Raw genomic sequence first — 21,635 nt, 5'->3', positions numbered from 1 at the left:
GAGTCGCTTATGAGTAACAAACCTGTGACCTACCCCCTCAATGAGGGCAGTTTCGTGACGTTGAATCCGCAGGAGGATCAGTCGATCAATATCCTTCGCTACATGGATGAGGATCACAATCCCTATAACATCTTGATCAACCGCACCACTCTTGAAGAAGAGCAGACCGTTGATCAGTTCTGTGAAAAACAGTGGGATAAAATGAAACGCTTCGTCCCGGGATTCGAGGTCGAAGGGAAGAACCTCAGGCATGAGATCGGGCCTGCCAAACTGCCGGTCCTGCAAACCGCGAATAAGTTTCTCGAGGACGGCACCTGGATCCGCCAGGTCTCGTCTATCATTACGCTTCCGGGGCACCCGGTGCTGAACCCGAATAAACGTAAGCTGCTGGTGTTTACCCTGGCCGTAAATAATGATTTCACCGAAGCACAGCGTAAACATTATGTCCGGATTATTAACAGCTTTGTTCCTCTGGAAGCGCCCCTCGGCGAAAGCGAATAACCCTCCCGCTGAAGCATCCCTTCTTTTCGGGGGCTGATGCTTCAGCCCCTTCATTCTTCGCCAGGCTTAAAATGAGCCGTAGCGTTTAATGTCTTCAATTGGCCGTTTAAAATACTCTCGTCTGTCCATGACCGTATTTTCTATATCACTGAGCCCGGGCCACTGATGCCCGATGCAGGGATATACACCGTACCAGTTTCCCTGAGCCATCAGTTTTAACCAGTTGGTATCCAGTCCAGCTTTATTGCGCGCTTCGCCCTGCTCCATTCGATAAATGGCCCGAGAATAATTGTGCATCAGCGTTCGATAATAAGGCCTGTTCACCAGATAACTGTTTGCCAGAAAAGCGAACTCGACTTTATAAAAAGCGGAACTCACCTTTTTAATGATGTAATAGCTGGCCGAAAGAAACCCCACATCCCAGTCAGTGCGCGCTAACTCACCCAGAAAAATATTAGCTCTTTCAATAGATTGGGGATCCTCATCGAACACCATATCATCTTCAAGAATCAGGACGTTGTTCCAGCCATTTATTTGCGCCATGATCAGGACATTCAGGTGGGACTTTGCGCAGCCCAGCGCGCCCTCTTCTTCCTCAATGGCCTGAAAATGGATAATTTTTTCTTCCGGAGCCTGAACCTTCTTTAACTCCGCGATAATTTCAGCCTTTCTATCCTGACGCTTCGCCAGATTGATATAGACAATTTTATCAATAAAACCCCAGTTTATTACGCACATATTCAGCCATTCCAAATAATTGCCAGCTTGTATTTTATCGCAAACTCCATGCCCTTACGGGCAACAGGTCTATTTTAGGATTATGGCTTTATTTTTCTTTCAAGATACTGTCATTGAATCTTTCTTGCCGATAGCCCTGCCGGGGGAAGTTTTTATATTCAGTTCAAATTCTGCGCTCACTCAGGAGCGCGAGATTATTTTCATCAAGAGCGTACTGAGTCATCCGCTACTTTTAACGAAAGGCAGAGGAAATTCCCAAACGTGGCGGGATGTTGACAGAAAAATACCTGACGTAAGTCCATAAGCCTTCGCGGCCTGGCCATACAACTTCCCCCGTCATCAAAGCGTAGCGGGAATTATTACAATACGTACTTCGTTGTACATACCGTTACACAGCAACGCTCATCATCGGGGAAAGGCTGGTATATAGTGCAGCGATGCACAGGGATGATTTGTTGTGTTGATAAAAAATAACAAATTTTAAACAAATGGTAGTCATGTAACCTCATATTAATAATGAAAATCAAGAATACTCTCTGCCTACATATCCTGATGGCGCTGCTTGCCGTTCTGGTCTTATGCGTTCCGGCCCTGGTGACGGGCTTGTTCACGCCGCTAACATTCCAGCCGCTGATTAAAAGCATGGACGGTACAGCGAAAGAGCAATCAGAGAAAATAGCGACAATTTCCCATGCATTACAAGGTAATGCATTATTTTTCCTCGGCGCTTCTGAGGTGTCGACATCGGAAGATGAACATTACGCTGTATATAATTACTTTAATAAGCAATTACATCAGCCGGTGGTGGCTTACGGGGATAGTTATGTCGATAACATCACACAATTCCTGCTGCTCTCACGTTTTAAAAACGATATAAATGCCAACAGTAAAATTGTTCTGCTGTTTGCCCCGGACAGTTTTTATTTTGACACTATTCCTCCGGCTATTTTTGCCGATCATTTCCCGGCCGCTATTTTTAACCCACTGATGGCGGATGAAAAAGCCCGTCCTTTCCTGGTCAATTACTTACACCATATTGATGAAGAGGACATCAGCCATTTAACCCTGGGCGAAATGAAAATATACGGCTGGCGGCCAAAAGTAATTTGGCAGTCTATTAATTATGAGTTTGCTAACTTCTGCACCCTGGTAAAAAACCATTGGCTGGCGTGGCTGCGCATTACGCCTGAACCTCACCGCCCATGGCCCGCTCCCGCTGATAAGTACGTCGCGCCAGACTGGAACGAACAGCTGGCCCATGCCCGCGTATTGAATCAGGTTCGCCAGCAAAGTGCCGCCACCTTGTGGATGGACAAAAGCGTTTATGAAGACGGAAAAACGGCGGAAGAGTGGTATGAAACGCCGGTGGTAAACCGCCAGATGGAAGCCTTCAAGGCCACCATCGATCTGCTCAAATCTCGCCATGCCCAGTTCGTGGTGATCGTCGATCCGCTTAACCCGTGGGCGCTGAAAAACACGCAAAAATTCCAGCCCGTTGACCGCCAGGTCAGGGCGTATCTCGAGCAAAACCAGGTGCGCTATTTCGATATGTACGCCCAGCCTTATCAAAACGGCTGGAACTGGGATCGCCTGCATCCCACCGAGCTGGCGTGGGTTGCTATGGACCGCTTTATTGCCGAGAGCTTTACACGATGAAAACTGCCGTTCGCCTGTTTGTGCTTTACCTCTTGCTGGCCATCACGGTGATCGCATGGTCTTCCGTGGACGACAGCATGAGTATCAAAGTGCATTTTGAATATCAAAAATTCTGAAGGATGAATGATGTATAGCTCCGGGGCATTTTTTTTCTTTCTGTTTTCATCGGCGCTGCTATTTGCGCTGGTTAACCGCGTACTGCATTACCGGCTGACCTATTTAGCAGCATTCTCCGTGCTGGCGGCGCTGGCATGGGGATATATTTTCCAGGGCGATTACCTGGTTCCGGTGGCGGTATTCTTTGCGTTTTATCTTCTTGTCACCCTGAAAGAGAAAGGCTGGTTAAAAACCTGGCAGGCGGTCACTCTCACGCTGCTCCCGCTATTGCTGGTGAAGCTACACCTGAATAATCACTGGGGCATGATTGGCCTGTCGTTTATGACCTTCCGCGCCATTGACGTGCTGCTTTACCGCAGCAAAAAAGATGGCCAGAACTTTTTGCATTATTTCTGCTATCTGTTTATGCCGTTTATTATTCTCGCCGGCCCGATGTACCGCTGGAGAACCTGGGTCGGCGATATTAATAAGCCGGTATTCAGGCTGACCCGCGAACAGTTTTTACTGGCCGTGGAGCAAATCGTCACCGGCGTCGTGCAGAAATTTTTGTTTGCGATGCTTATCGACAATCTGGTGATTGAATCCTGGAGCCACCGGCCGTTCACGCTCACCGTCGGCGTGGTGATGTCGGTCGCCTACAGCGCCTATCTCTACTTTGATTTTGCGGGTTATAGCAACATGGCTATCGGCGCCGGGCGGCTGTTTGGCCTGAATATTCCGGCCAACTTCAATATGCCGATTCTGGCCAAAAACCCGCAGGACTTCTGGCGCCGGTTCCACATCAGCCTGTCTGAGTGGCTGCGCGACGTGGTCTTTATGCCGATTTACATGAATCTGATGAAGCTCGATTTCTTCCGTCAAAACAAAACCCTAGCACAGAACGTGGGCATCTTCTGCACGCTCTTTTGCATGGGGGCCTGGAACGGGCTTGAACGACACTACGTCATCAGCGGCGCGCTGTTCGGCGCCATTTCCGTTGCCCATAACATGCTGCTTTGGTCAGCCAAACGCAGCCCGGCCTTGAGTAACGGCTTACGCCATCCGGTTATCGCGTTTTTTGGACGAATTCTGACGCTGGCTAGCGCCGCGGTCTCCCTCTACATCTTTAGTGGAATGTCACCTCTATGAACCTTCATCCAGAGCTTCAGGAACTGCAGGATTTTCTGCGTGCGGCATTACTCGACCCCGCGCGCCCCAGCCAGTTAGCCATCAGCGGCAGCGATACCGCCCTGACCTGGCAACAGCTTTCCGTCGCCGCAACCGACTGGGCGCAGCGCTACGCGCAGTGCGAACAACCCGCCGGCACGCCGGTGGTTTTATACGGGCATCAGCAGGCCGAATTTGCCGTGGCAATTTACAGCTGCCTGCTGCACAACATCCCGTATATTCCGGTGGACTGCATCTACCCGCAGGAGCGGCTGAAAGAGATCTGCCAGCTAGCCAGCGCCCCTTATTACTACGACGTCGTGGCGAAGCAGTTTGTGGCGACCGGCGAAACCGGCAGCGTGCTGGCCGAGCCCGATCTGGCTTACATCATGTTTACCTCAGGCAGCACCGGGAAACCGAAAGGCGTGCAGATTGGCCGCGAGAGCCTATGGCACTTCATGAAGTGGGTGCGCAATGACTTTGCGCTGCCGGACGTGCCGGTATTAATGAACCACGCGGTGTTCAGCTTCGACCTGTCTCTTATTCCTTTGCTGGCGAATCTCGCCACCGGCGGGCACATCGTGCTGAACGCCAAGGAAGATATTGCCGCTGAAAACTGGCTCGATCGCCTGAAAACCAACGAAGTTTCGGCCTGGGTTTCCACGCCCTCTTTTGCCTACCAGAAGCTGCTTTCCCCGCAGTTCAGCGCCGAGTATTTGCCCGCGCTGAGCGTGTTTGTGTTTATTGGTGAAGTGCTGAACAAAGCGCTGGTCAGGCAACTGCGCCGCCGTTTCCCGCAGGCCAAAATCCTGAACTCCTATGGCCCAACGGAAGCCACCATCGCCACCACGGTGATTGAAATCACCGACGAGATCCTGCACAGCGAAAACGACGTGCTGCCGGTGGGCACCATGATGCCGGAATCCCACATGGAGATTACCTCCGAAGGTGAGCTGATTATCTGGGGGAAAAACGTCATGCGCGGTTATCTCGGCCTGCCGCAGGAAAACGCCGCTAAGTTGCTGCACCGCGAAAGCGAGCAATACCGCGGCTACCGCACAGGCGATCTCGGCTACGAAGACGGGCTGCTGTATTGCCAGGGCCGTAACGACAGCCAGATCAAGCTGAACGGCTACCGCATTGAAATCAACGAAATTGAAAACCGCCTGCTGGCGATGTCCGGTATTAGCGAAGCCGTGGTACTGCCGCTGATGAAGTCCGGCGGCGGCGTGCTGCGCATTGCAGCGTTCTGCGTCACTGGCCTTGCCCCGGAGGCGATCAAGACTTCGCTCGCGAAGGTGATCCCGCCTTATATGGTGCCTTCACAAATCATTATTAAAGACGCTTTGCCGCTGAACCCTAACGGCAAAATCGACCGCAAGCTGCTGGATACCCAGGCTCGCACGAATTAATGACCCAGGAAAATAAGATGGAACAAGAAATTCTCGCCCTGTTTGAAAAAGTGTTATCCCGTAAGGTCGGTTTTAACGATGAACTGATCGAGTCCGACATTCTCGACTCTATTCTGGCCGTTGATTTGGTGCTGGAAGTGCAGGATGTGTACGGCTGCATGATCCCGCCGACGGAAGTCGCCACCGTGCTGAAAACCCCGGCGGATCTGGCGCGTTATATTGAAGAGAATCGCTAGTCACGGTTATTAGCGGTCTCACTCAAACATACGGGAACAGTTCAACCCCTCACCCCGGCCCTCTCCCCCAAGGGGAGAGGGGGAAAGGCCAGGCAGGGAACGTGATTTATCTCCTCTCCCTTCCAGGGAGAGGGTTAGGGTAATAGCGCTGATTCAGGCTATAGGCTGCACCGTCTCTCTTTTTTTCAAAGCCGCGATCATTTGCCGCAGTTCAAACTTAAAAACGGGCTGAGAGATACTGAACCCCTGAAAGAGATGCACCCCGGATGCCAGCAGCAACCTTAATTTCTCGCGGCTATCAATCCCCTCGGCAACGCAGTAACTTCCCGTTAATTCACAGTAGTACGCCAGGCTTTTGATCAGCGCCAGCGCGTGAGGTTCATACTGCGCGTCGGCCACGACTTTGCGATCCAGTTTGTAATCGTTGAACCGCACCTCCCGCACCGGGAAATAAACGCTGCTCTGCGAAAAGCAGTCATCAAGCATCACCCGGTATCCCTGGTGCTGAAGCTGGGTAATAAAGAATCGACTCTCCTGATGCTGATTCAAATTCAGATCTTCTGAGATTTCCAGCACCAGCCTGTCCGTCCAGAATGGATTTATCAGTCGGGTACTCAGCTGTTTAATAATGCCGAACAGACTTTCACTGTTTGAAACCGCGGCCGGAATATTCACCGCGAAATAGTACTCCCCCTTGTACTGATTAATGCCGCCCACCGCCTCTTGCAGCATAAAGGCCGTTAACAGCCGCCACGTATAGCTGGAGCGGATCTGCGGCAGAAACTCTGCGGGCTGTAGGGTTTGCCCATTTCGATGCCAGCGGGCCAGGATTTCCAGCCCTTTGAGCTGCAGCCCACCGTTCACAATAGGCTGGAATACCGGGTAAATCTGGCGGTTGTGAATGGCATAAACCAGCTCCCTTTCAAACGGTGAAAGGGCGGCCAGCATCCCCGCTGAGTCTCCTTTTTTCTGCTGATTACTCGCCATCGGCGCCTTCTCATGCAGCAGCGGATGAACCATTTTTTTTAACCCGGATATTCGCTGCACATACAGCGTCTTATGGCTGACGCCGCGCTGTTTCGCCTGCTCCTGAATCGTCTGCCCGGCGAGAGAGTCCACCAGCACATCCAGCTCTTTTCGGGTCAAACCTTCGGGCCGGATCTGGCTCACCAGCTCCTCTTCAAGGGCGTGTTTTTTGAGGCTGACGCTGTTATCCCAGTCCCCGTGCAGCAGCGCGGCCAGGCTGGCGCAGGGCAGATCGGACGGCACCACCCGCACGCCGCCAAGATAACCGTCTTTTTTCACTAATTTCTGCAGCGAACGCCAGATCCATGAGGCTGAGCTTCGGCTCAAAATGAGCATGGGGAGCTGGCCATCATGGCGATCGAGCAGCTGCGCTACCTGCCGCAAGACGACAAGCAGCCAGTAAGGTTGATCGGGCAGATAGACTACAAACCGCGCCCCGCTCTCTTCCTGCAATCTTTCTTCCCCTGAGCCAGGGAAAAATACCGCCCGGGTTTGACCTGCGGCTAACAGATTCTCAAGCCCACACGCCATCATGTTGCAGGGCGAGAGAACGTAGGTCACACGCTCGCTCACTTTTCCAGGTGTGCCGCTACTGGTAAACAAACGTCACCCCAACGATCGACTGCACATTACCGGCCGTAACCTGCCCGGTCGTTCTCGCGTAGGTCGCAGTCAGCCCCAGACTAACGGGGGTCGTCCCTACCGTTCCCAGCGAAACGGTGTTAGCGCTGCCGGCCCCCAAAGCGGCACCATTTCGCAAAAGCTGAACGCCAATTCCCTGAGCAGGCGAGCTGGAAGACGTATTGGTGAAAATGGAGTTATCGCTGCCCAGCGTGTTGCCAGACAAAAAGTAACCGATTCTCTGATTCTGCGCGCAGCGCACGGTGACGGGCGCAGGCGCCGTGCCCGGGTAATCAGGCAGATTCACCGTCACGTTACGGGCGGACACGTCACAGCCCCCGGTTGGCACCACAACATCGTTGTTCGCGTAGATATTCCAGTTGATGATCTGGCGATTCCCGTTAATGGAATCCTCTTTTTCCAGAATAAGCTGGGCAATCATGGTGTTGGCTTTAACCACTACGCCGCTGGCGGTGCTGATAGGCGTTAAATACAGCACCGCCTGCCAGCCACGATAATCCCCCCAGGTATGGTTCACCCAGGCGGTTTCCGTTGTGGTCGGGAAAGGATATTGCACCCCGAAGTAACCTAATGATCCTCTGAAAGCAGAGAGCACGCCCTGATACGCCGAGCCGGACCGGATCCTTACCGGATCGGTATATTGGCTTGGGGCATCGTTTTTGCACTGAATCGACTGGGAAAGATCGACCACTAAGTTTTGCCCTGCCGAAATGGACGGCACAAGATTAACATTGACGTTCACGGTGCCGGAGCCGCTGATGGATGTCCCCAGCGACTGGCAGGTAAAGGCCTGACCTGCGGTTGACCATCCCAGCCCGGCCAGAGTGGCCAATAACGCGATGATTTTTTTCATTCCATCCTCCTTGCGATCAGGACCAGGTGTAAGTGACATTGATCACCGCCTGAATGGTTCCCTGGGTAGTCCCGCCGTTGACCGTTATCGCTCTGACCTGCAGAGGAAAACTCGTCGCCTGACTGCCGGCATCCACCGGCACGGTTTTATTGGCACCGTTATTCAGCGTTGCCCCGCCGTTGTCCCGCAGCTGGAGCTGGAGGTTGCGCGCCGTACCCTGGTTGGCGTAATACCCCGTCGCATCCGCCGTGCCGCTGAACGTTGCGGTCACTTTAGAGGTCCCGACCGGGCAGTTGGTCAAGCTCAGGACAACATCATGCCAGGCGGATGAAGCACCGGCCTGCACCAGGCTAAAGGTATAGAGATCGCCCAGATCGACCGTGGCCGTTGGGGTCGAGATCGTGCAGGGCTTCGCCACTACCCTGCCGTTCACGGTCATGGTGACGTCATCCGCCTTTGCCGTGGCAGAGAGCACCAGCAGCACTCCGGCAAGCACCTTCCCGGGTAGAATCCATTTCATGTCCGCCTCCGGTTACTGAAATTCAAGTGTGAATATTGCGGTCGCATTTACGTGCCCGGCGGTGACCGGCAGCTGCGTTGCCATCAGGCGCGCATAAAAACCCAACACGTTGGTCTGGCCGGGCACCAGCGTGGTCCATTGAATTGCCGACGATCCCGCGTTGATCGGCATCGGCGTCCGGGCGCTGTTCAGGATTTGTATCCCCATGCCTGCAGCTGCCGCCGCGCCGCTATCCAGCTTTAATAAACTGGTGTTGACGCTATCCGCCACGCCGGTAAAGCCCACTTTCACCGCGGTAGCCAGGCCGCCACACGGGGAAAGCACGATGCGAAAAGGCACCAGCGCGGTGGTGGCTCCCACCGCAGAAAACTGTTTGGCCGGGTTATTCATCAGGTCGACGGTGAAATCTTTCGACTCCGCCGCAACCGCGCAGGCGTTGTCCCGAACATTGCCACTAATCGTAATGGTGCTGTCTGCCGCATCCGCAGCGGCGGCGAACAGTGACAGGGCGATGCCGACGATATAAAGAGATTTAGTCATGCTTATTCCTTAGCGACACAGCGCCGAAAGCGAGCTCAGCATCTGCTTCTGGCTCTCTTCACCCAGACGGTAGTCCGCCACGCAGCTGGCACCCGGCCCGTCTCCCCATTTGGCCAGCACCTTGCCCACCAGCGGCATTCCGCTCAGGTACACCTGCCCGCTGTCGGCCACAATACTGCTCACCTGCAGGCCTTCGGCGGTCACAACCGCTCCGAAAGGCACAGGCTTGCCGTTGTGGGTCAGCCTCATGAGCATTTTCACCCCAACCTGTGGCTTGAATTCCGCGCGCACCACGGCGCCGTGGGTGGGCACCACGTTGGCGACCGCATCCTGAAGGTCTACGTTGTCAGCCAGCGTGTTGGTGTCCAGCGCGATCCTGTTTTCGCGGTAATCGCTGGCATACGGGAGCACGGCATAACCGCGCCAGTCAGTACGAACCCCGGTTTGGTTTTCGACTTTGACGTCCCCGGCTCCGGGGGCTTTCACCAGCACGACCGTGCTGTTCAGCGGCTGGCTGAAGGTCACACCATCCGCATGCGCCAGTACGCCACCGCTCGCGCCGTAGTAAACCTGTTTCATGCCGTCGCTGCGGCTGTAGCCCACGTTGGCGTTGCCGTATCCGCCGCGGTAGTTCAGTGCGGCATAACCTGTACTGCTGCTATTCCCGTGCCCGCCGCCCGCATAGCCGGTCTGCACGCTATAGCTCAGGTTATTGTCCTCCAGCAGCGTGCCGTACAGCCCGGCCAGGTTGGTCATCCGGCCATTAAGATCGTGTGAGGCGCTGTAGCTGGCGTTGGCATTACGCCAGACGGATTTGCTGTCGGAACGCAGCCAGTGGCTGAACGGGATATTGACGTTTACCGCCAGCATCTGGTCACGCCCTTCCTGCCAGGCGTTTTTCGTCAGGCTGTAGCTGACCGTCCAGTTGATGTCATCCACGGCGGTGTTTAACCCCACCTGCATCTGTTCGTCGGCGCTGCTGCTGTTCCAGTAAGTCTGGTGGCTGCCGCTGAGATAAAGCGTTGTTGTTCTGCCCAACTGTTGGGTCAGGCTCAGCTGCACCCTGCCGCGCTTGTTGTAGACGAGGTTGTAGTAGTCGGTAAACTTAGGTTTAACCTGAATGACGCCGTCCTGCGTTTCCACGCGGTAACCGCTCATCCGGCTGTAGGCACTGTCGGCGAGGGTAAAATAGCCGCTGGTTGAATACCGGTAGCCCACCAGTTGGATGTTGGTGCCCAGTTCATTCAGCGATTTGTTATAGAGGAAGCGCAGCGATTGCCCCTGGTGTTCGCTGTCATCGGCGAGCCTGGCGTTGGCCTGAGTGACGTCCATCGACAGCGCCCCCAGCGCCCCCATGTTTTTCCCTACGCCCAGGTTGAAGCTGCGGTAACGGTCAGCCAGCTGGCTGCCGCCATAAAGCGTCCAGCCATCGGGCAAACCATGCAGCACCGTGCCCTGGAAGAACTTAGGCTCTTCCTGCTGGCGGTTGCCGCTGCGATATTCCCCGGCCGTCAGTGAAAAACGCGTGCGCCCTTCGCGCTGTAAAACAGGCACGGATGACCACGGCACGCTGAAGATCTGGCTGCTGCCGTCGGTTTCTTTGATAGTGACCTGCAGATCGCCGCCGCTAGTGGCAGCGTAGAGATCGTTAATAGTGAACGGGCCTGGCGGAACGGTGCCCTGATAGATTTCATAGCCATTTTGTTTGACGATGACGTGCGCCGTGCCCCGGGCAATACCGCGAATCACCGGCGCAAAGCCTTTCATGCTGTCGGGCAGCATATTATCGTCGGAGGCTAATTGAGCCCCCCGGAAATTGATCCCGTCAAAAATATCGCTGTCGGTATAGCTGTCGCCCAGCGTTAACCGGGAGCGCAGGGAAATAATATCGCGCTCAAGCCAGGTGTTGACGTGCTGCCATTTGTTTTCGTTCGCTGAGCTTCCGCCGCCGCTGTTGTAGCTCCAGGTGGTGTTGTCACGCAGTCGCCATGCCCCGAGATTGATCCCGCTCTGAAGGTTCAGCCAGGCATAATTGCTGTTACCACCGCGATCGTTTTGCACGCTATTGCCGGTAAAGTTGTAATTCAGCAGACCGGCGTTAATGCCGTTATCCCAGCGTTCAGGCGGGATATAGCCTCTGGCCCGGTTGCCCATAAACGCCTGCGGCACCGTCAGGTTGAGCCTTTGGAGACCAACATCAAACCCGGCGGTCGCCTCAGGAATAAGTTCAGTCATCGGGACGCAGGCGTCCGACGCCAGGGCATTCATGCCGGCAATGGCCGCTACATCGACGCCCATTCCGGCCCATTGCTCACGCGTCAGGCAGGGAGCAAGGCCGCCGCTGCTCTTTGCCGCATCAAATTTAACGTCCCGCGTGGCGACAAATCCCTCGTTGAGATAAATATCGACGCGATAGGTCCCCGGCGGCGCTTCCTGCCCACTTTCGAAGCTGGACAAATCAGCCACCGCGGAGGGATCGTCGGCTAAAAAGCGCGGGTTAAAATAGAGATCCGCATGGGCGGAACAGGCTTGCATAGCAATGAAAAGCGCCAGCGGCGTTTGTACCAGAGTAAAAAAAGAAGCTAATTTGCGCCGCGGACGACGGAAGCCGAAACGCGCTAATCCATATTTTAGATGTGACATTGTCCCTCCGGTCAGCATTCGCCCGGCAGTCAGTTCTTCGTTGTTATTTAACGCAGGACGGCCTGTCCTGAATTACTGCATAACGCCCTGCATCCGTGGCGTTAGCGCCCCGTAGTCGTTAATGGTCTGGTAAGTGATGTTGGTCCCGGCATTGGCCGGTAGCTTCACGGAGGTTTTTCCCATCGGCGGGACAAGCGCATTGTCCAGCACGCGGGTGCCGGCATTTATATCCGTCACCGTCAGGTAATACGGGGTGGGATTGTTTACTGTCAGCTGGCCGTTGCTGCGGCTAAAGGTCAGCTTTTCTGCCGCTTTCTCCGGGGCCAGCGCCAGGTTATCCGGGCGGTAATAAAGTTTAATTCGGCTGATGATCGCCAGCTGGAGCGTGTTCTCATTCAGCTTTGATTTTTCCATGGATGGAATGGCTTTCACGTTCAGCCAGAACAGGCTCTCCCGATCCTTCGGCAGCTGGTTATTGGTCGCATCTAAAATGCGTAACGTGGTTTCTTTTTTCCCTTTGATGGCAAACAGCGGCGGGGTAATCACGAACCGGCTGTCTTTATCGCCATTAGCGTTTTCTACCCACGACTGAATAAGGTAAGTACTTTTTTCATCGTTGCTGGTTACCGCCAGCTGAACCTGCTTTTGCCCTTCAGGATAAATAACGCGAGTCGCGCCTAACGCAACCCCCGCCTCTGCAGGAGCCATAAAGCCGATTGCCGCAGCTATCATCATCGCCGCCAGTAAACCGCGACCTCTTAGTAAGCTTTTTGTCACGCTCGCACCTTTGTCCTTGTCGTTGTTGTTTGTGTCCACTACGCCCGCATTCAGGCTACAGGTAGGTCAAAGAAAACCAGGCCTGGGCATTAGCCAGCCCGCCGGTAACCTGATGCCCGGTGGCGCGATATTTGGCGATAAAATGGAGAGTGTTTGGCCCGGCGTATATCCGGGTCCGGGCCTTTGCAGGGGCATTCAATGGGATTTGGCGCTCCTCGGCATCAAAAAGGGCAACGCCCACGCCTTCAGCTATGCCCGGTCCCTCGCCCACCGAAAGTACCGCCGGATTTTTACCGTCGGCCACGCCCATAAACGCCACGCCAACGTGCCGGCTAACATTGGTATTACAGTCCTGAAGGTGGAGCGCGAAAGGCACCGGGTCGCTGTCTTCGCCTGGCGCGTGGAAGCGATTGCTGCTGATCCTGCCCATTTCGACCGTCATTTGGCGGTCGCCCGCTTCCACGCGGCAGGATTCGGCAACGATCGTGCCCTGGAAGCGCATATTGCCGCCCGGCAGCATCACATGCGTTCGGTTACCGGCCAGCGCCAGGGATGGCAGGAGAACGCTCAATAGAATCAGCTTGATTCCTCTCATCATTATCACCTTCAAATCCGTAGTAGATGACGGGCCGTCCCTGGCCCCGAGTGATTTCCCTGTATGACTGATTACTCGTACTGAACTTTAAAGGTCGCGTCCGCGTTAGCGGTACCGGCCGTAGCCGCACCCAGCGCGATGTAACGGGCCTGCAGAGGAATAATATTGGTGCCATCGTTCAACGTGGTTTTGGCGCTGAAGGTTGCCCCATCCAGTGCCAGCGGTGTGCTGGTGTTGTCGAGAATTTGAATCCCCACATTAGTCGCACTGCCCGCCGCAGGGCCCTGAATTGCCAGCGTGTCGGTCTTGCCGGTGACGGCAACGCCAGAGAACGCAACGGAGGCTTTGGTGGAAACAGTGGTATCGCAATCGTTCAGTTGGATGTTGAAACCTACTGCAGAACTGGTGCTACCTGCCGCAGCCAGTCGGGCAGAACGAACCTGGCCCAGTTGAACAGTCTGGTCCACCGATCCCGCATCAACGGCACAGGCTGCGTTAACAATTTCACCTTTGAAATGAACGGTGCCACCGTTAACCGTCACGGCATAAGCCGCACCCGAGCTCAAAGAGAGGGCTGACAGTGCAACGAGAGCCAGATTTTTGATTTTCATAATTTATTCCTTTAAACAATTTCACTAAAACGAATCAGAACCGGCAGTCGCTATGCCTTCCATAAGACCTATGTTTCAGCTTCACGAAACGATCGCCTATTCACATAAGCTCGCCCCTAAGAGAGCTACCCTCTCAATATTGGTGGGAGCCGGGGTGAAATATTAATAAAGTATCCCGAATCGTCTTTGAAATTATATTTAACAAAACATCAATATCATCACATTGCATTGATTTTAAATGTTTTTTATATTTCATCCTATTAGGATTTTTCCCTAAACTTATTCTCAATAGCGCTTTTGGAATTAATTTCTATTGACATTCCACACGTTGTAAAGAAACTAGAGAAGAAACAGGAATGTTGACTAAAAATTCAAAAAAAAGACTACACATAAAAAACAACAGGGATAATTTCGCTTAAAATAATTATAAAACATTCATTGCATTGAATTTATCATTAATATTACAGACGAATAATTATCCAGAATTTATTAAAAGGAACTTAATATGCAGCGTTAATCTGGCATCAGCCGCAAATCTTAGTTTGCACATTTAAAAAGTAATACCTGACGCAAACATCTTTCATGCTGCGTCGGCCGGGCTTTCACATATCAAAAAAACCTCTGGCGAGGATATACCACGCAATAAAACCTATTGCATCGGGTATAGAAAATAATGACTAATGGACAATTGATATGAATATAACCTCACCGTTATTGCCTGTGCCACCTCAACATTCCCACGTTGAGTTTGTTTATCATATACTTTCTGCCTGTCATTTTTCCGCAACGGGTCTTTCTGAGTTGCTTCATGAAAAGGGAATGAATACAAAACTGATTAGCCCCGAGAAAAGCAGCCAACTTATTTCTAAAAATAATGAAAACGATGAATTTAACCATCTGATAGTTTTTATTCCTGAAGATCCCTTTCAGATGCTGATGACGCTGAAGAGCCTGATATCGCTATTACAAATGCATCACCATAAGATAAATATCCTGATCATAAGTGGGCTATCGTCGTCCTGGCTGTTTAGTTATTTTAAAAATGTGATGCCGCGAAAATCGAATCTCAGTACCATCAGAGTAGTCAGCATTTTTACCAGCGTGGTTAAACTCAGAAATACGCTGCATAAAGACCTTAAAAACATTCCCACGCTTGTCTCGCTTGCCAGACAGGAAGAACGCAACGGCAGTTTGCGCCACGAAGGCCTCACTATCCATGAGGTCAATACGCTGCTGGAGCTTTTTAGCCCGTCCGGCCATGAAGATACCGCGGCAATAAAAAGCTTCAGTACTAAAACGCTCTATAACCTGCGTTCAAGTGGGTTAAAAAAGCTGGCGGCCATTCACCCGATGATGTCCAGACTGCTGCCGGGCCGGCATCGCAAAGCACAGCGCCAGTCGAAGCCCAGGGGATTAACGACCAGAATGCTCAGCAGCGAGGAGAGGAAAATTACCCATGCCCTGCAGCATGGCCTGATCTTCCCCGTTTTCCAGCCCATTGTAGACGGCGAGATGCAGATAGCGGGTTTTGAGATATTTTGCCGCTGGTACACTAACGGCAACGTATTGTTGCCGAAAGACTTTTTCCATGAGATCAGGACGCGAGAAACGTGGATCATGCTCACGGCCTACATCATCAGAGAAGCCGTGGTGAATATAAATAACTATGCGGGGAAATTGGAATTTTCGGTCAATATTCCACGGATTCTCACCGAGAGTGCTGCCCTGTTTAAAATAGTTGAGACGGCCAAAGCTCAGCTGCTTGATCCGACCTGGATAAGCCGCCTGGTGCTGGATATTAACGAAAATGTGGATTTAAGCTACGAGTCTAAAACGGTCACGGTATTAAATCAGCTTACCGGGCTGGGCATAAAGCTTGCGCTGGATGATTGCTTCGCTAAAAATAGCGTCACGTTTCCAGTCAGGCAGCTAAAATTTAATAGCTATAAGCTGGACCGCTATATCGTTGAAAACTTTACGAGTAATCTCGATGATAAACACCTCATTGATGGCTTAATCTATTATGCGAGCGTAACAGGCAGGCAGTGCGTGGCGGAAGGTGTCGACAACCCGCAAAAATTCCTTATGCTAAAGCAAATGGGCGTCAGTTTATTTCAAGGGTATTATATTTCGAAGCCGGTGCTCCGCGAGGAGTTAGATGCGTTAGTTTTCCGCGGACTTCAACAACCCCAGACATAAAATGTCATTCGATTTATAAAAATGATTCTATTATTCGCATTATTTGCGGACAGGAATAGAACATTCTGTTTCAGGTCCCTTATTTTTTGGCAGACTGAGGATTAACAAACCTCTGCCGTATGCACATATTATGAATAAATAAGCAATGCGGAGTACTCATTCATTGCCATAGAGCTATTCAGATTAACTACGCCACGTCTCGAATGGATCTCATGAGTGGCGTTAGATAAGGGGCGAGGAGGCCCCTTGCCTGAAATCGTTAAATTCAAACCTGGCCTTGCCGGTTATGACAGCGGAGATTTGATCAGGTACTTTGAAATCCCGGAGACAATTAAACAGCCGACCTTTTTTGCTTTGAATAATTCCATAATATTAAACTGGTGCGCATAAAATGCTTTAATAGACACCCCCATCCTGGTTGATATTTCAACCGGGCTCATTTCCTGTATCAAATAGGTCAATACCAAATGTTGTTTTCTGGTTAATAGGATATCAGGCGGACAAACGCCGATGGCTCTGCCATGAATCAGCATAAAAAAATCCATCACCGCCGTGGTTCTTTTCAAAAAAACCACCGGCAACTCAGGCCAGAGCCTGTTCACCAAAAAAGGCCCCAGGATATAAACGCGCCGGGGATTTAATCGTCTAATTCTGATTTCAAAGTCGCTATGGAATAAATTATTTTCATAGGTATCGATAATGATATAGCACTTATTATGAAGATCCTCACGAATGTCTCTGTCAGACTTAACGTGTTGCACCCGAAATCCTTTTAGGATAAACCTCAGAGCATGTAAAAAATAAATATCTTTTGTTATTACCAGGTACACAATTCACCTCAAAATGCTAACACAGGCTCATTATGTAGTTAGTAACGGTGATTAACTATGTGCCAAAATACCAACTTTCATGTGAAAGTGAAATTCTAGTCACATAGTTTCTCCATCGTCATGTACGTTTCGAAATCAGCTGCATTCAAGGGTGGACTGAAATAAAACCCCTGCATCAGGACAATTCCTTTTTTTGCCAGAAGATCCACCTGTTCTTTCGACTCCACACCTTCGGCAATGACCTTCATGCCTAAATGGCGAGTCAAAGAGATAATATTATCGATGATGCTGGCGGTGATATAACAGGTCATTGCCTGGGAAACAAATTCCCTGGGGATCTTGAGCATGTCCCCTGCCACCTGCTGCATCAGCGAGAATCCGGCATACCCTGTCCCAAAATCATCCAGGGCAATTTTTACCCCTGCATACCTTAAGCGCCTGAGCCGCCGCTGAAACCGGGCGCTAATATCCGTCAACGGCAGCTGCTCGGTCAGTTCAAGCACGACGACCACCCGGTGAGCGGAAAGGCTTCGCAGCGCCTGGCTGGCACACAATAGCCACGTTTGCCCGGCCATATTGGGCGGAATATTGAACGTCAGAATAAAGCCATCTGAAACAGGATTCTCCCCCAGCCAGTGCCCGACTTTTATCATCAGGGTTTGGGTCAGGGCCGCCAGGCCGTCCATATCCTGCAGGTAGGCAAGAAAATCAGCGGGGGGAACAATCCCGTATTCCGGATGATAAAGCCGGGCTAACACTTCAGCCCCAATACAGCGCCCTGAAGCGCTGTCATGGACGGGCTGAAAATAGGGAATAATGTACTGGCGCTCCAGCGAATAAATTAAATCCTGTCGACTAAACACCTTTATTCCCCTGCCCTTTTATCTCAACCTTTACAGGTAAACCAGTTAATAACCCGAACAATATTTCAGCTCTATCAATAAGAAATTGATGCATGGTTATTGATAGGTAATCGTATACGTGATCGAGGTAGATACCGCCCCGGCAGTGACCGTATTTGAGGTACGAACCATGCGCGCAGCCAGGGGGAAACTCACGTTAGAAGTGCCTAACGCGGGGTTAAAGACTATATTATTGTCCAAATTAATGGGCGTATATGTGCTGCCCGACTGCGTCGCAATTTGAACCGCAACGCCGGTGGCGTACCCGCTTCCCGTCTGGTTCGCCAGTAGCCCCGTGGAGGCATCAAAGGGAGGAATCTGCGGGTTTAGGGTCATAGTCACTGTATTTTTGGCGAATGTTCCTGACTGTGATATCGATCCATAATAACTACTGCCTTGTTTCACAATTTGATAACTTTGAAAGTCTGACGAGTTGCCATTGAATGCCGAGCAACTGGTCAATGTCACAGGAGTGCTCACCCAGCCGCTGTTGTTATTGGTCGCCGGCGGGAATGAGTTACCCAAATTAAAAGTGAAATCAGGCGTGGTGCAACTGGGCTTATTTACTACAAATCCCCCCGAAATAAAATTGGTATAAGCTGCTCTCACCGGCGTAGATGAATCAGAATCAGTTAAATCCATTTTAATCGGAGGAAAATAAACCGCCCCAGCCTGGCCTGGCGTAATAGGGCCTATTTTATATGCAGTCAGGAAAAATGACAGAGTGGCGGTAGACAGCGTTCCCGATGCGGCAGGCAAGGCCATCGTATAGCTTGATGTCGGAGTTAATACAGCGGCGCTTTCATTAGTACCCGCATAGAATTTAATCCCGACCCCGGCTATCCCCGATAAAAAAGTATCCGCCGAACCAGGGGCCAGCGTTCCCCCTGGAACTGACACCGTTAACACAGGGTTACTCCCGGTACAGGTATAGTTCACATTAGCATAGCCGGGCACTAGCTGCCGGAATATGGCGGTTCCGACGGGCATATCGTCTCCGGCGCTTATATAGCTCCCTCGCAAAACGGTTGTGCCCGAGTATGGATTACTAACCGTGCATGTTGCCCACGCCATACGCGGAATAAATATATTCACAAAAATAAAAGCCGCCAATGCTGCCAGTCTAATCATTGTCTTTGTCATTGCTATATATCCTGATTCAATCTTTACTGGCCGCAGACATAGGTCATTTTCTGCATAGCGCCGCCCTGCTCAGCCGCTTGATAGGCAATAATGCAGGTTTCGGCTTTATCCTTTTTGTTAAAGGTCGCAAATAGCTTGCCTGAGAGCGCATTCACGCGGGCATAAACCATGCCCCCCTGCCCGGTCGTGCCGACGCTGTTGCCCTGGCTATCCGTCACGTTGGTGCCAAACGGCAAACCTGATTTTCCATCCGCAGGCGTGAACAGCAAGGCCTTGCCCTCCCTGACGCCAAACTCGGCCAGCACAACCGCCCCTGAACGCGGGATCACGCTTTGCGTCGTGCTTTCCAGCTCCACATCACTGGAGAGATGCTTGGGGTCAATGCCAATGGTATTGGTCTGATACGGCATCGAGGCCGGCACGGCCGCATTGCCCCAGGCGTCAAGCGTTACCCCTGGACTATTGACTACCTCAGCATTGGCGGCACCCGGGGCGTGAATCACCACCCATGTGTTCCCGGTGTAAGGGCTCAGCGTTACGCCGTGGGGATGAGCGATGACTGACCCGACCATTCCGGCAGAAATTGTACGCGTGTCCCGGCCGGCCGAGGCGGAAGCGCTGACGGAGGTCCACGGGGAAAGATATTGCCCGCTGACGCTGCCTGCGCTGCCGGAGATTTTATCGTTGGTGCCGGCCAGGCCCCAGGTAACCTGCTGCTTTTCACCGGCAGTGCCAGTCACTGAAGCCTGCTCCCCGAACCGCCCGTTAGCATCTCGGCTCAATGCCGCCGAGAACGAAACGGGCCGGGTTTCACCCAGCGGCAGGCTGAACGACAGCAGCCAGCTGGTTTCCATCGCCCCATCCATCACCCGGCTACGGCTCGCCGTGATGGTATAGGCAAGGCTCCCGAAACTGTTAGAGTAGCCCAGCTGGTACTGCATATCGCTGCCGCTGCGGTTCCAGTAGTCCTGAGAAATTCCGCTGCCGTAAAGCGAGCCCCAGCCGTCCGCCAGCCCCTGGCTGTAGGTCAGGCTAAAGCGGTTCTTGGTCCGGTAGAGCAAGCCTGAGAAGACCGCATCGCCCTGCTCATAATTTTGGTACTGAATAGCCTGGCTAAAATCGAGGTAGTTTCGCGTGGAGAAACGATAGGCCGCCAGCGAGATATTGCTCTTCGTGTCCGAGATCAGCTTGTTATAGGTAATTTTATAACTTTGCCCTTCCAGCTTGCGGCGGGTCGTTTTGGTCCTGGCGTGAGTCACATCCATCGAGAGGGCGCCCACCGGCAATGAGAGGGCGCTGCCGGCCTGCCAGGCCTGATAGTCGTTGCTGAGCTGGCTCCCGCCATAGACGGACAGACTGTTAGTCACCCCCTGCTGCCAGGTTGCCTGGTAAAAGGCCTGGCCATCTTTACCAAAGGCTGAACGGTATTTCCCCGCTACCGCTTCATAGCGAGAAGCGCCTGGGCGGAGCAAATCTGCCACCGAAGCATAAGGAACAAGGAATGTACTCTCCGCGCCGTTTGACTCCCGCACGGTTACGTTAAGATCGCCGCCGTAGCCCGTCGGGTAGAGGTCGTTAATCACAAAAGCCCCTGCCGGCACCGTTGTTTCATAGATGACATTCCCGGCCTGGCGGACGGTAACGCGGGAAGTGCTGTGCGCTATCCCCCTAATCTCCGGGGCGTAGCCGCGCTGAGACTCAGGCAGCATTTGGTCGTCGCTAAAAAGAGAAACCCCGGTGTAAGACAGGGTGTCAAACAGGCGCCCGGAGGTGTTGGCCTGGCCAACCTGCACCCGCCCGCTGATGGCCGAGATATCATGCTGGACATAGCTGTTCACGCTCTGATAGCGATCGGCGCTGCCGGTTTGCTGGCTTAATGACCCGTTATGCCGGAAATACCATCCCCCCAGGTTCAGCCCCGTATTCAGGCTCAGATACTGCGAGCGATAGGCTTTGCCGTTGGTTTCCGACTGATAGGCGTTGGCGTTGTAAGACGCAAAGGCGGCCGTGCTGCCGCTTTGCCACAAAGCCGGGGCCACGGTGCCCCGCGCCGTTTTCTGGATATCCTGCTGCGGAACATGAATGGTCAGCGCCTGGAGACCCGAATCAAACGTGACCCGCGCAGAGGGAATGATCTCTTCCACGGCGGTACAGCCGCTTTGGGATAACTTATCGGTGTTCTGCACCGCGGTTGACATGATGTGCAACCGCGCCAATAACCCCGGAGAGAGACAGGGGGTTACTTTGCCAGTGGCTTGCTTCGCGAAAGTCACCTTTTCGGTGGCCTTTAGATCATCGTTGAGATAAACCTCCACCAGGTACTTACCCGGCAGCATACCGTTGCCTGTGCCAAACTGGCTCAGGTCAACCTTCCCGGTGTAGCCGGTATCCAAAAAAGAGGTATTGAATTCCACATTATCGGTAAGCGTTTTTTCCGCAGCATAGGCATGCCAGGGCGCGGTTACCACCGCGGCGGCAAAAAAGAAACAGAGCCCTATAGACCCCAAAGCATCTGGCGCCGCTTTACATAATTTTTTACTCATCATGA

19 protein-coding genes are annotated in these 21,635 nt (G+C 52.6%); 6 read left to right on the top strand and 13 right to left on the bottom strand.

Annotated elements, in window-relative coordinates; translation table 11 throughout:
- Nucleotides 1–9: 9 nt before the first annotated feature.
- Nucleotides 10–501, top strand: coding sequence for a DcrB-related protein (locus AAIE02_RS00580; RefSeq protein WP_008454347.1), 492 nt, complete (start codon nucleotides 10–12; stop codon nucleotides 499–501).
- Nucleotides 502–567: 66 nt separating this feature from the next.
- Here the strand turns inward: AAIE02_RS00580 and AAIE02_RS00575 are convergent, their stop codons facing one another.
- Nucleotides 568–1,254 (bottom strand): glycosyltransferase family 25 protein, encoded by a 687-nt coding sequence (locus AAIE02_RS00575; RefSeq protein ID WP_498531791.1) that lies wholly within the window; start codon nucleotides 1,252–1,254, stop codon nucleotides 568–570.
- Nucleotides 1,255–1,755: 501 nt separating this feature from the next.
- Here AAIE02_RS00575 and AAIE02_RS00570 point away from each other — a divergent pair.
- The 4 genes from AAIE02_RS00570 to AAIE02_RS00555 all read left to right on the top strand — a co-directional run bounded on the left by AAIE02_RS00570 (nucleotide 1,756) and on the right by AAIE02_RS00555 (nucleotide 5,806).
- Nucleotides 1,756–2,895 (top strand): D-alanyl-lipoteichoic acid biosynthesis protein DltD, encoded by a 1,140-nt coding sequence (locus tag AAIE02_RS00570; RefSeq protein WP_498531790.1) that lies wholly within the window; start codon nucleotides 1,756–1,758, stop codon nucleotides 2,893–2,895.
- A 126-nt stretch (nucleotides 2,896–3,021) separates the two neighbouring features.
- Entirely contained in the window at nucleotides 3,022–4,140 is a 1,119-nt protein-coding gene (locus AAIE02_RS00565) for a membrane-bound O-acyltransferase family protein (protein ID WP_166876646.1), read from the top strand.
- Complete coding sequence (locus AAIE02_RS00560) at nucleotides 4,137–5,570, top strand: AMP-binding protein (protein WP_166994295.1); 1,434 nt, start codon at nucleotides 4,137–4,139, stop codon at nucleotides 5,568–5,570. The genes AAIE02_RS00565 and AAIE02_RS00560 overlap by 4 nt, the downstream gene beginning before the upstream one ends.
- 17 nt (nucleotides 5,571–5,587) lie before the next feature.
- On the top strand, nucleotides 5,588–5,806 hold the full coding sequence (locus AAIE02_RS00555; RefSeq protein ID WP_008454337.1) for an acyl carrier protein: 219 nt from the start codon (nucleotides 5,588–5,590) through the stop codon (nucleotides 5,804–5,806).
- 153 nt (nucleotides 5,807–5,959) lie between these two features.
- Here AAIE02_RS00555 and AAIE02_RS00550 read toward each other — a convergent pair whose 3' ends face one another.
- The 8 genes from AAIE02_RS00550 to fimA all read right to left on the bottom strand — a co-directional run bounded on the left by AAIE02_RS00550 (nucleotide 5,960) and on the right by fimA (nucleotide 14,013).
- Nucleotides 5,960–7,393 (bottom strand): EAL domain-containing protein, encoded by a 1,434-nt coding sequence (locus AAIE02_RS00550; RefSeq protein WP_498531789.1) that lies wholly within the window; start codon nucleotides 7,391–7,393, stop codon nucleotides 5,960–5,962.
- Nucleotides 7,394–7,421: 28 nt separating this feature from the next.
- Nucleotides 7,422–8,327 (bottom strand): fimbrial protein, encoded by a 906-nt coding sequence (locus tag AAIE02_RS00545; RefSeq protein WP_008454332.1) that lies wholly within the window; start codon nucleotides 8,325–8,327, stop codon nucleotides 7,422–7,424.
- 16 nt (nucleotides 8,328–8,343) lie between these two features.
- Nucleotides 8,344–8,847, bottom strand: coding sequence for a type 1 fimbrial minor subunit FimG (gene fimG, locus AAIE02_RS00540; RefSeq protein ID WP_498531788.1), 504 nt, complete (start codon nucleotides 8,845–8,847; stop codon nucleotides 8,344–8,346).
- Between the two features lie 12 nt (nucleotides 8,848–8,859).
- Entirely contained in the window at nucleotides 8,860–9,387 is a 528-nt protein-coding gene (fimF, locus tag AAIE02_RS00535; RefSeq protein WP_166866583.1) for a type 1 fimbrial adaptor subunit FimF, read from the bottom strand.
- A gap of 9 nt (nucleotides 9,388–9,396) precedes the next feature.
- Nucleotides 9,397–12,030, bottom strand: coding sequence for a fimbrial biogenesis usher protein (locus AAIE02_RS00530; RefSeq protein ID WP_498531787.1), 2,634 nt, complete (start codon nucleotides 12,028–12,030; stop codon nucleotides 9,397–9,399).
- 72 nt (nucleotides 12,031–12,102) lie between these two features.
- Complete coding sequence (locus AAIE02_RS00525; protein ID WP_498531786.1) at nucleotides 12,103–12,807, bottom strand: fimbria/pilus periplasmic chaperone; 705 nt, start codon at nucleotides 12,805–12,807, stop codon at nucleotides 12,103–12,105.
- A 55-nt stretch (nucleotides 12,808–12,862) separates the two neighbouring features.
- Nucleotides 12,863–13,402 (bottom strand): type 1 fimbrial minor subunit FimI, encoded by a 540-nt coding sequence (fimI, locus tag AAIE02_RS00520; RefSeq protein WP_166994572.1) that lies wholly within the window; start codon nucleotides 13,400–13,402, stop codon nucleotides 12,863–12,865.
- Nucleotides 13,403–13,473: 71 nt separating this feature from the next.
- Nucleotides 13,474–14,013: a type 1 fimbrial major subunit FimA gene (gene fimA, locus AAIE02_RS00515; protein WP_008454320.1), complete on the bottom strand. Its 540-nt coding sequence runs from the start codon at nucleotides 14,011–14,013 to the stop codon at nucleotides 13,474–13,476.
- Nucleotides 14,014–14,706: 693 nt separating this feature from the next.
- Here fimA and AAIE02_RS00510 point away from each other — a divergent pair.
- The gene (locus tag AAIE02_RS00510; RefSeq protein ID WP_498531785.1) at nucleotides 14,707–16,212 is read left to right on the top strand and encodes an EAL domain-containing protein; all 1,506 of its coding nucleotides are present in this window, start codon (nucleotides 14,707–14,709) and stop codon (nucleotides 16,210–16,212) included.
- A gap of 284 nt (nucleotides 16,213–16,496) precedes the next feature.
- Here the strand turns inward: AAIE02_RS00510 and AAIE02_RS00505 are convergent, their stop codons facing one another.
- The 4 genes from AAIE02_RS00505 to AAIE02_RS00490 all read right to left on the bottom strand — a co-directional run bounded on the left by AAIE02_RS00505 (nucleotide 16,497) and on the right by AAIE02_RS00490 (nucleotide 21,633).
- Nucleotides 16,497–17,042, bottom strand: coding sequence for a helix-turn-helix transcriptional regulator (locus AAIE02_RS00505; protein ID WP_498531784.1), 546 nt, complete (start codon nucleotides 17,040–17,042; stop codon nucleotides 16,497–16,499).
- Nucleotides 17,043–17,137: 95 nt separating this feature from the next.
- A complete protein-coding gene (locus tag AAIE02_RS00500) occupies nucleotides 17,138–17,905 on the bottom strand; it encodes an EAL domain-containing protein (RefSeq protein WP_336983052.1) in 768 nt (255 codons plus the stop codon).
- A gap of 96 nt (nucleotides 17,906–18,001) precedes the next feature.
- A complete protein-coding gene (locus AAIE02_RS00495; RefSeq protein ID WP_336983053.1) occupies nucleotides 18,002–19,087 on the bottom strand; it encodes a fimbrial protein in 1,086 nt (361 codons plus the stop codon).
- A 23-nt stretch (nucleotides 19,088–19,110) separates the two neighbouring features.
- Nucleotides 19,111–21,633, bottom strand: a complete 2,523-nt coding sequence (locus AAIE02_RS00490; RefSeq protein ID WP_498531783.1) for a fimbria/pilus outer membrane usher protein — start codon at nucleotides 21,631–21,633, stop codon at nucleotides 19,111–19,113.
- Nucleotides 21,634–21,635 lie beyond the last annotated feature (2 nt).

This window comes from Cedecea sp. Ae19-4, assembly GCF_059801165.1.
The sequence above is the reverse complement of the archived record's forward strand: the minus strand, read 5'-3'. Positions and strand labels throughout refer to the sequence as shown.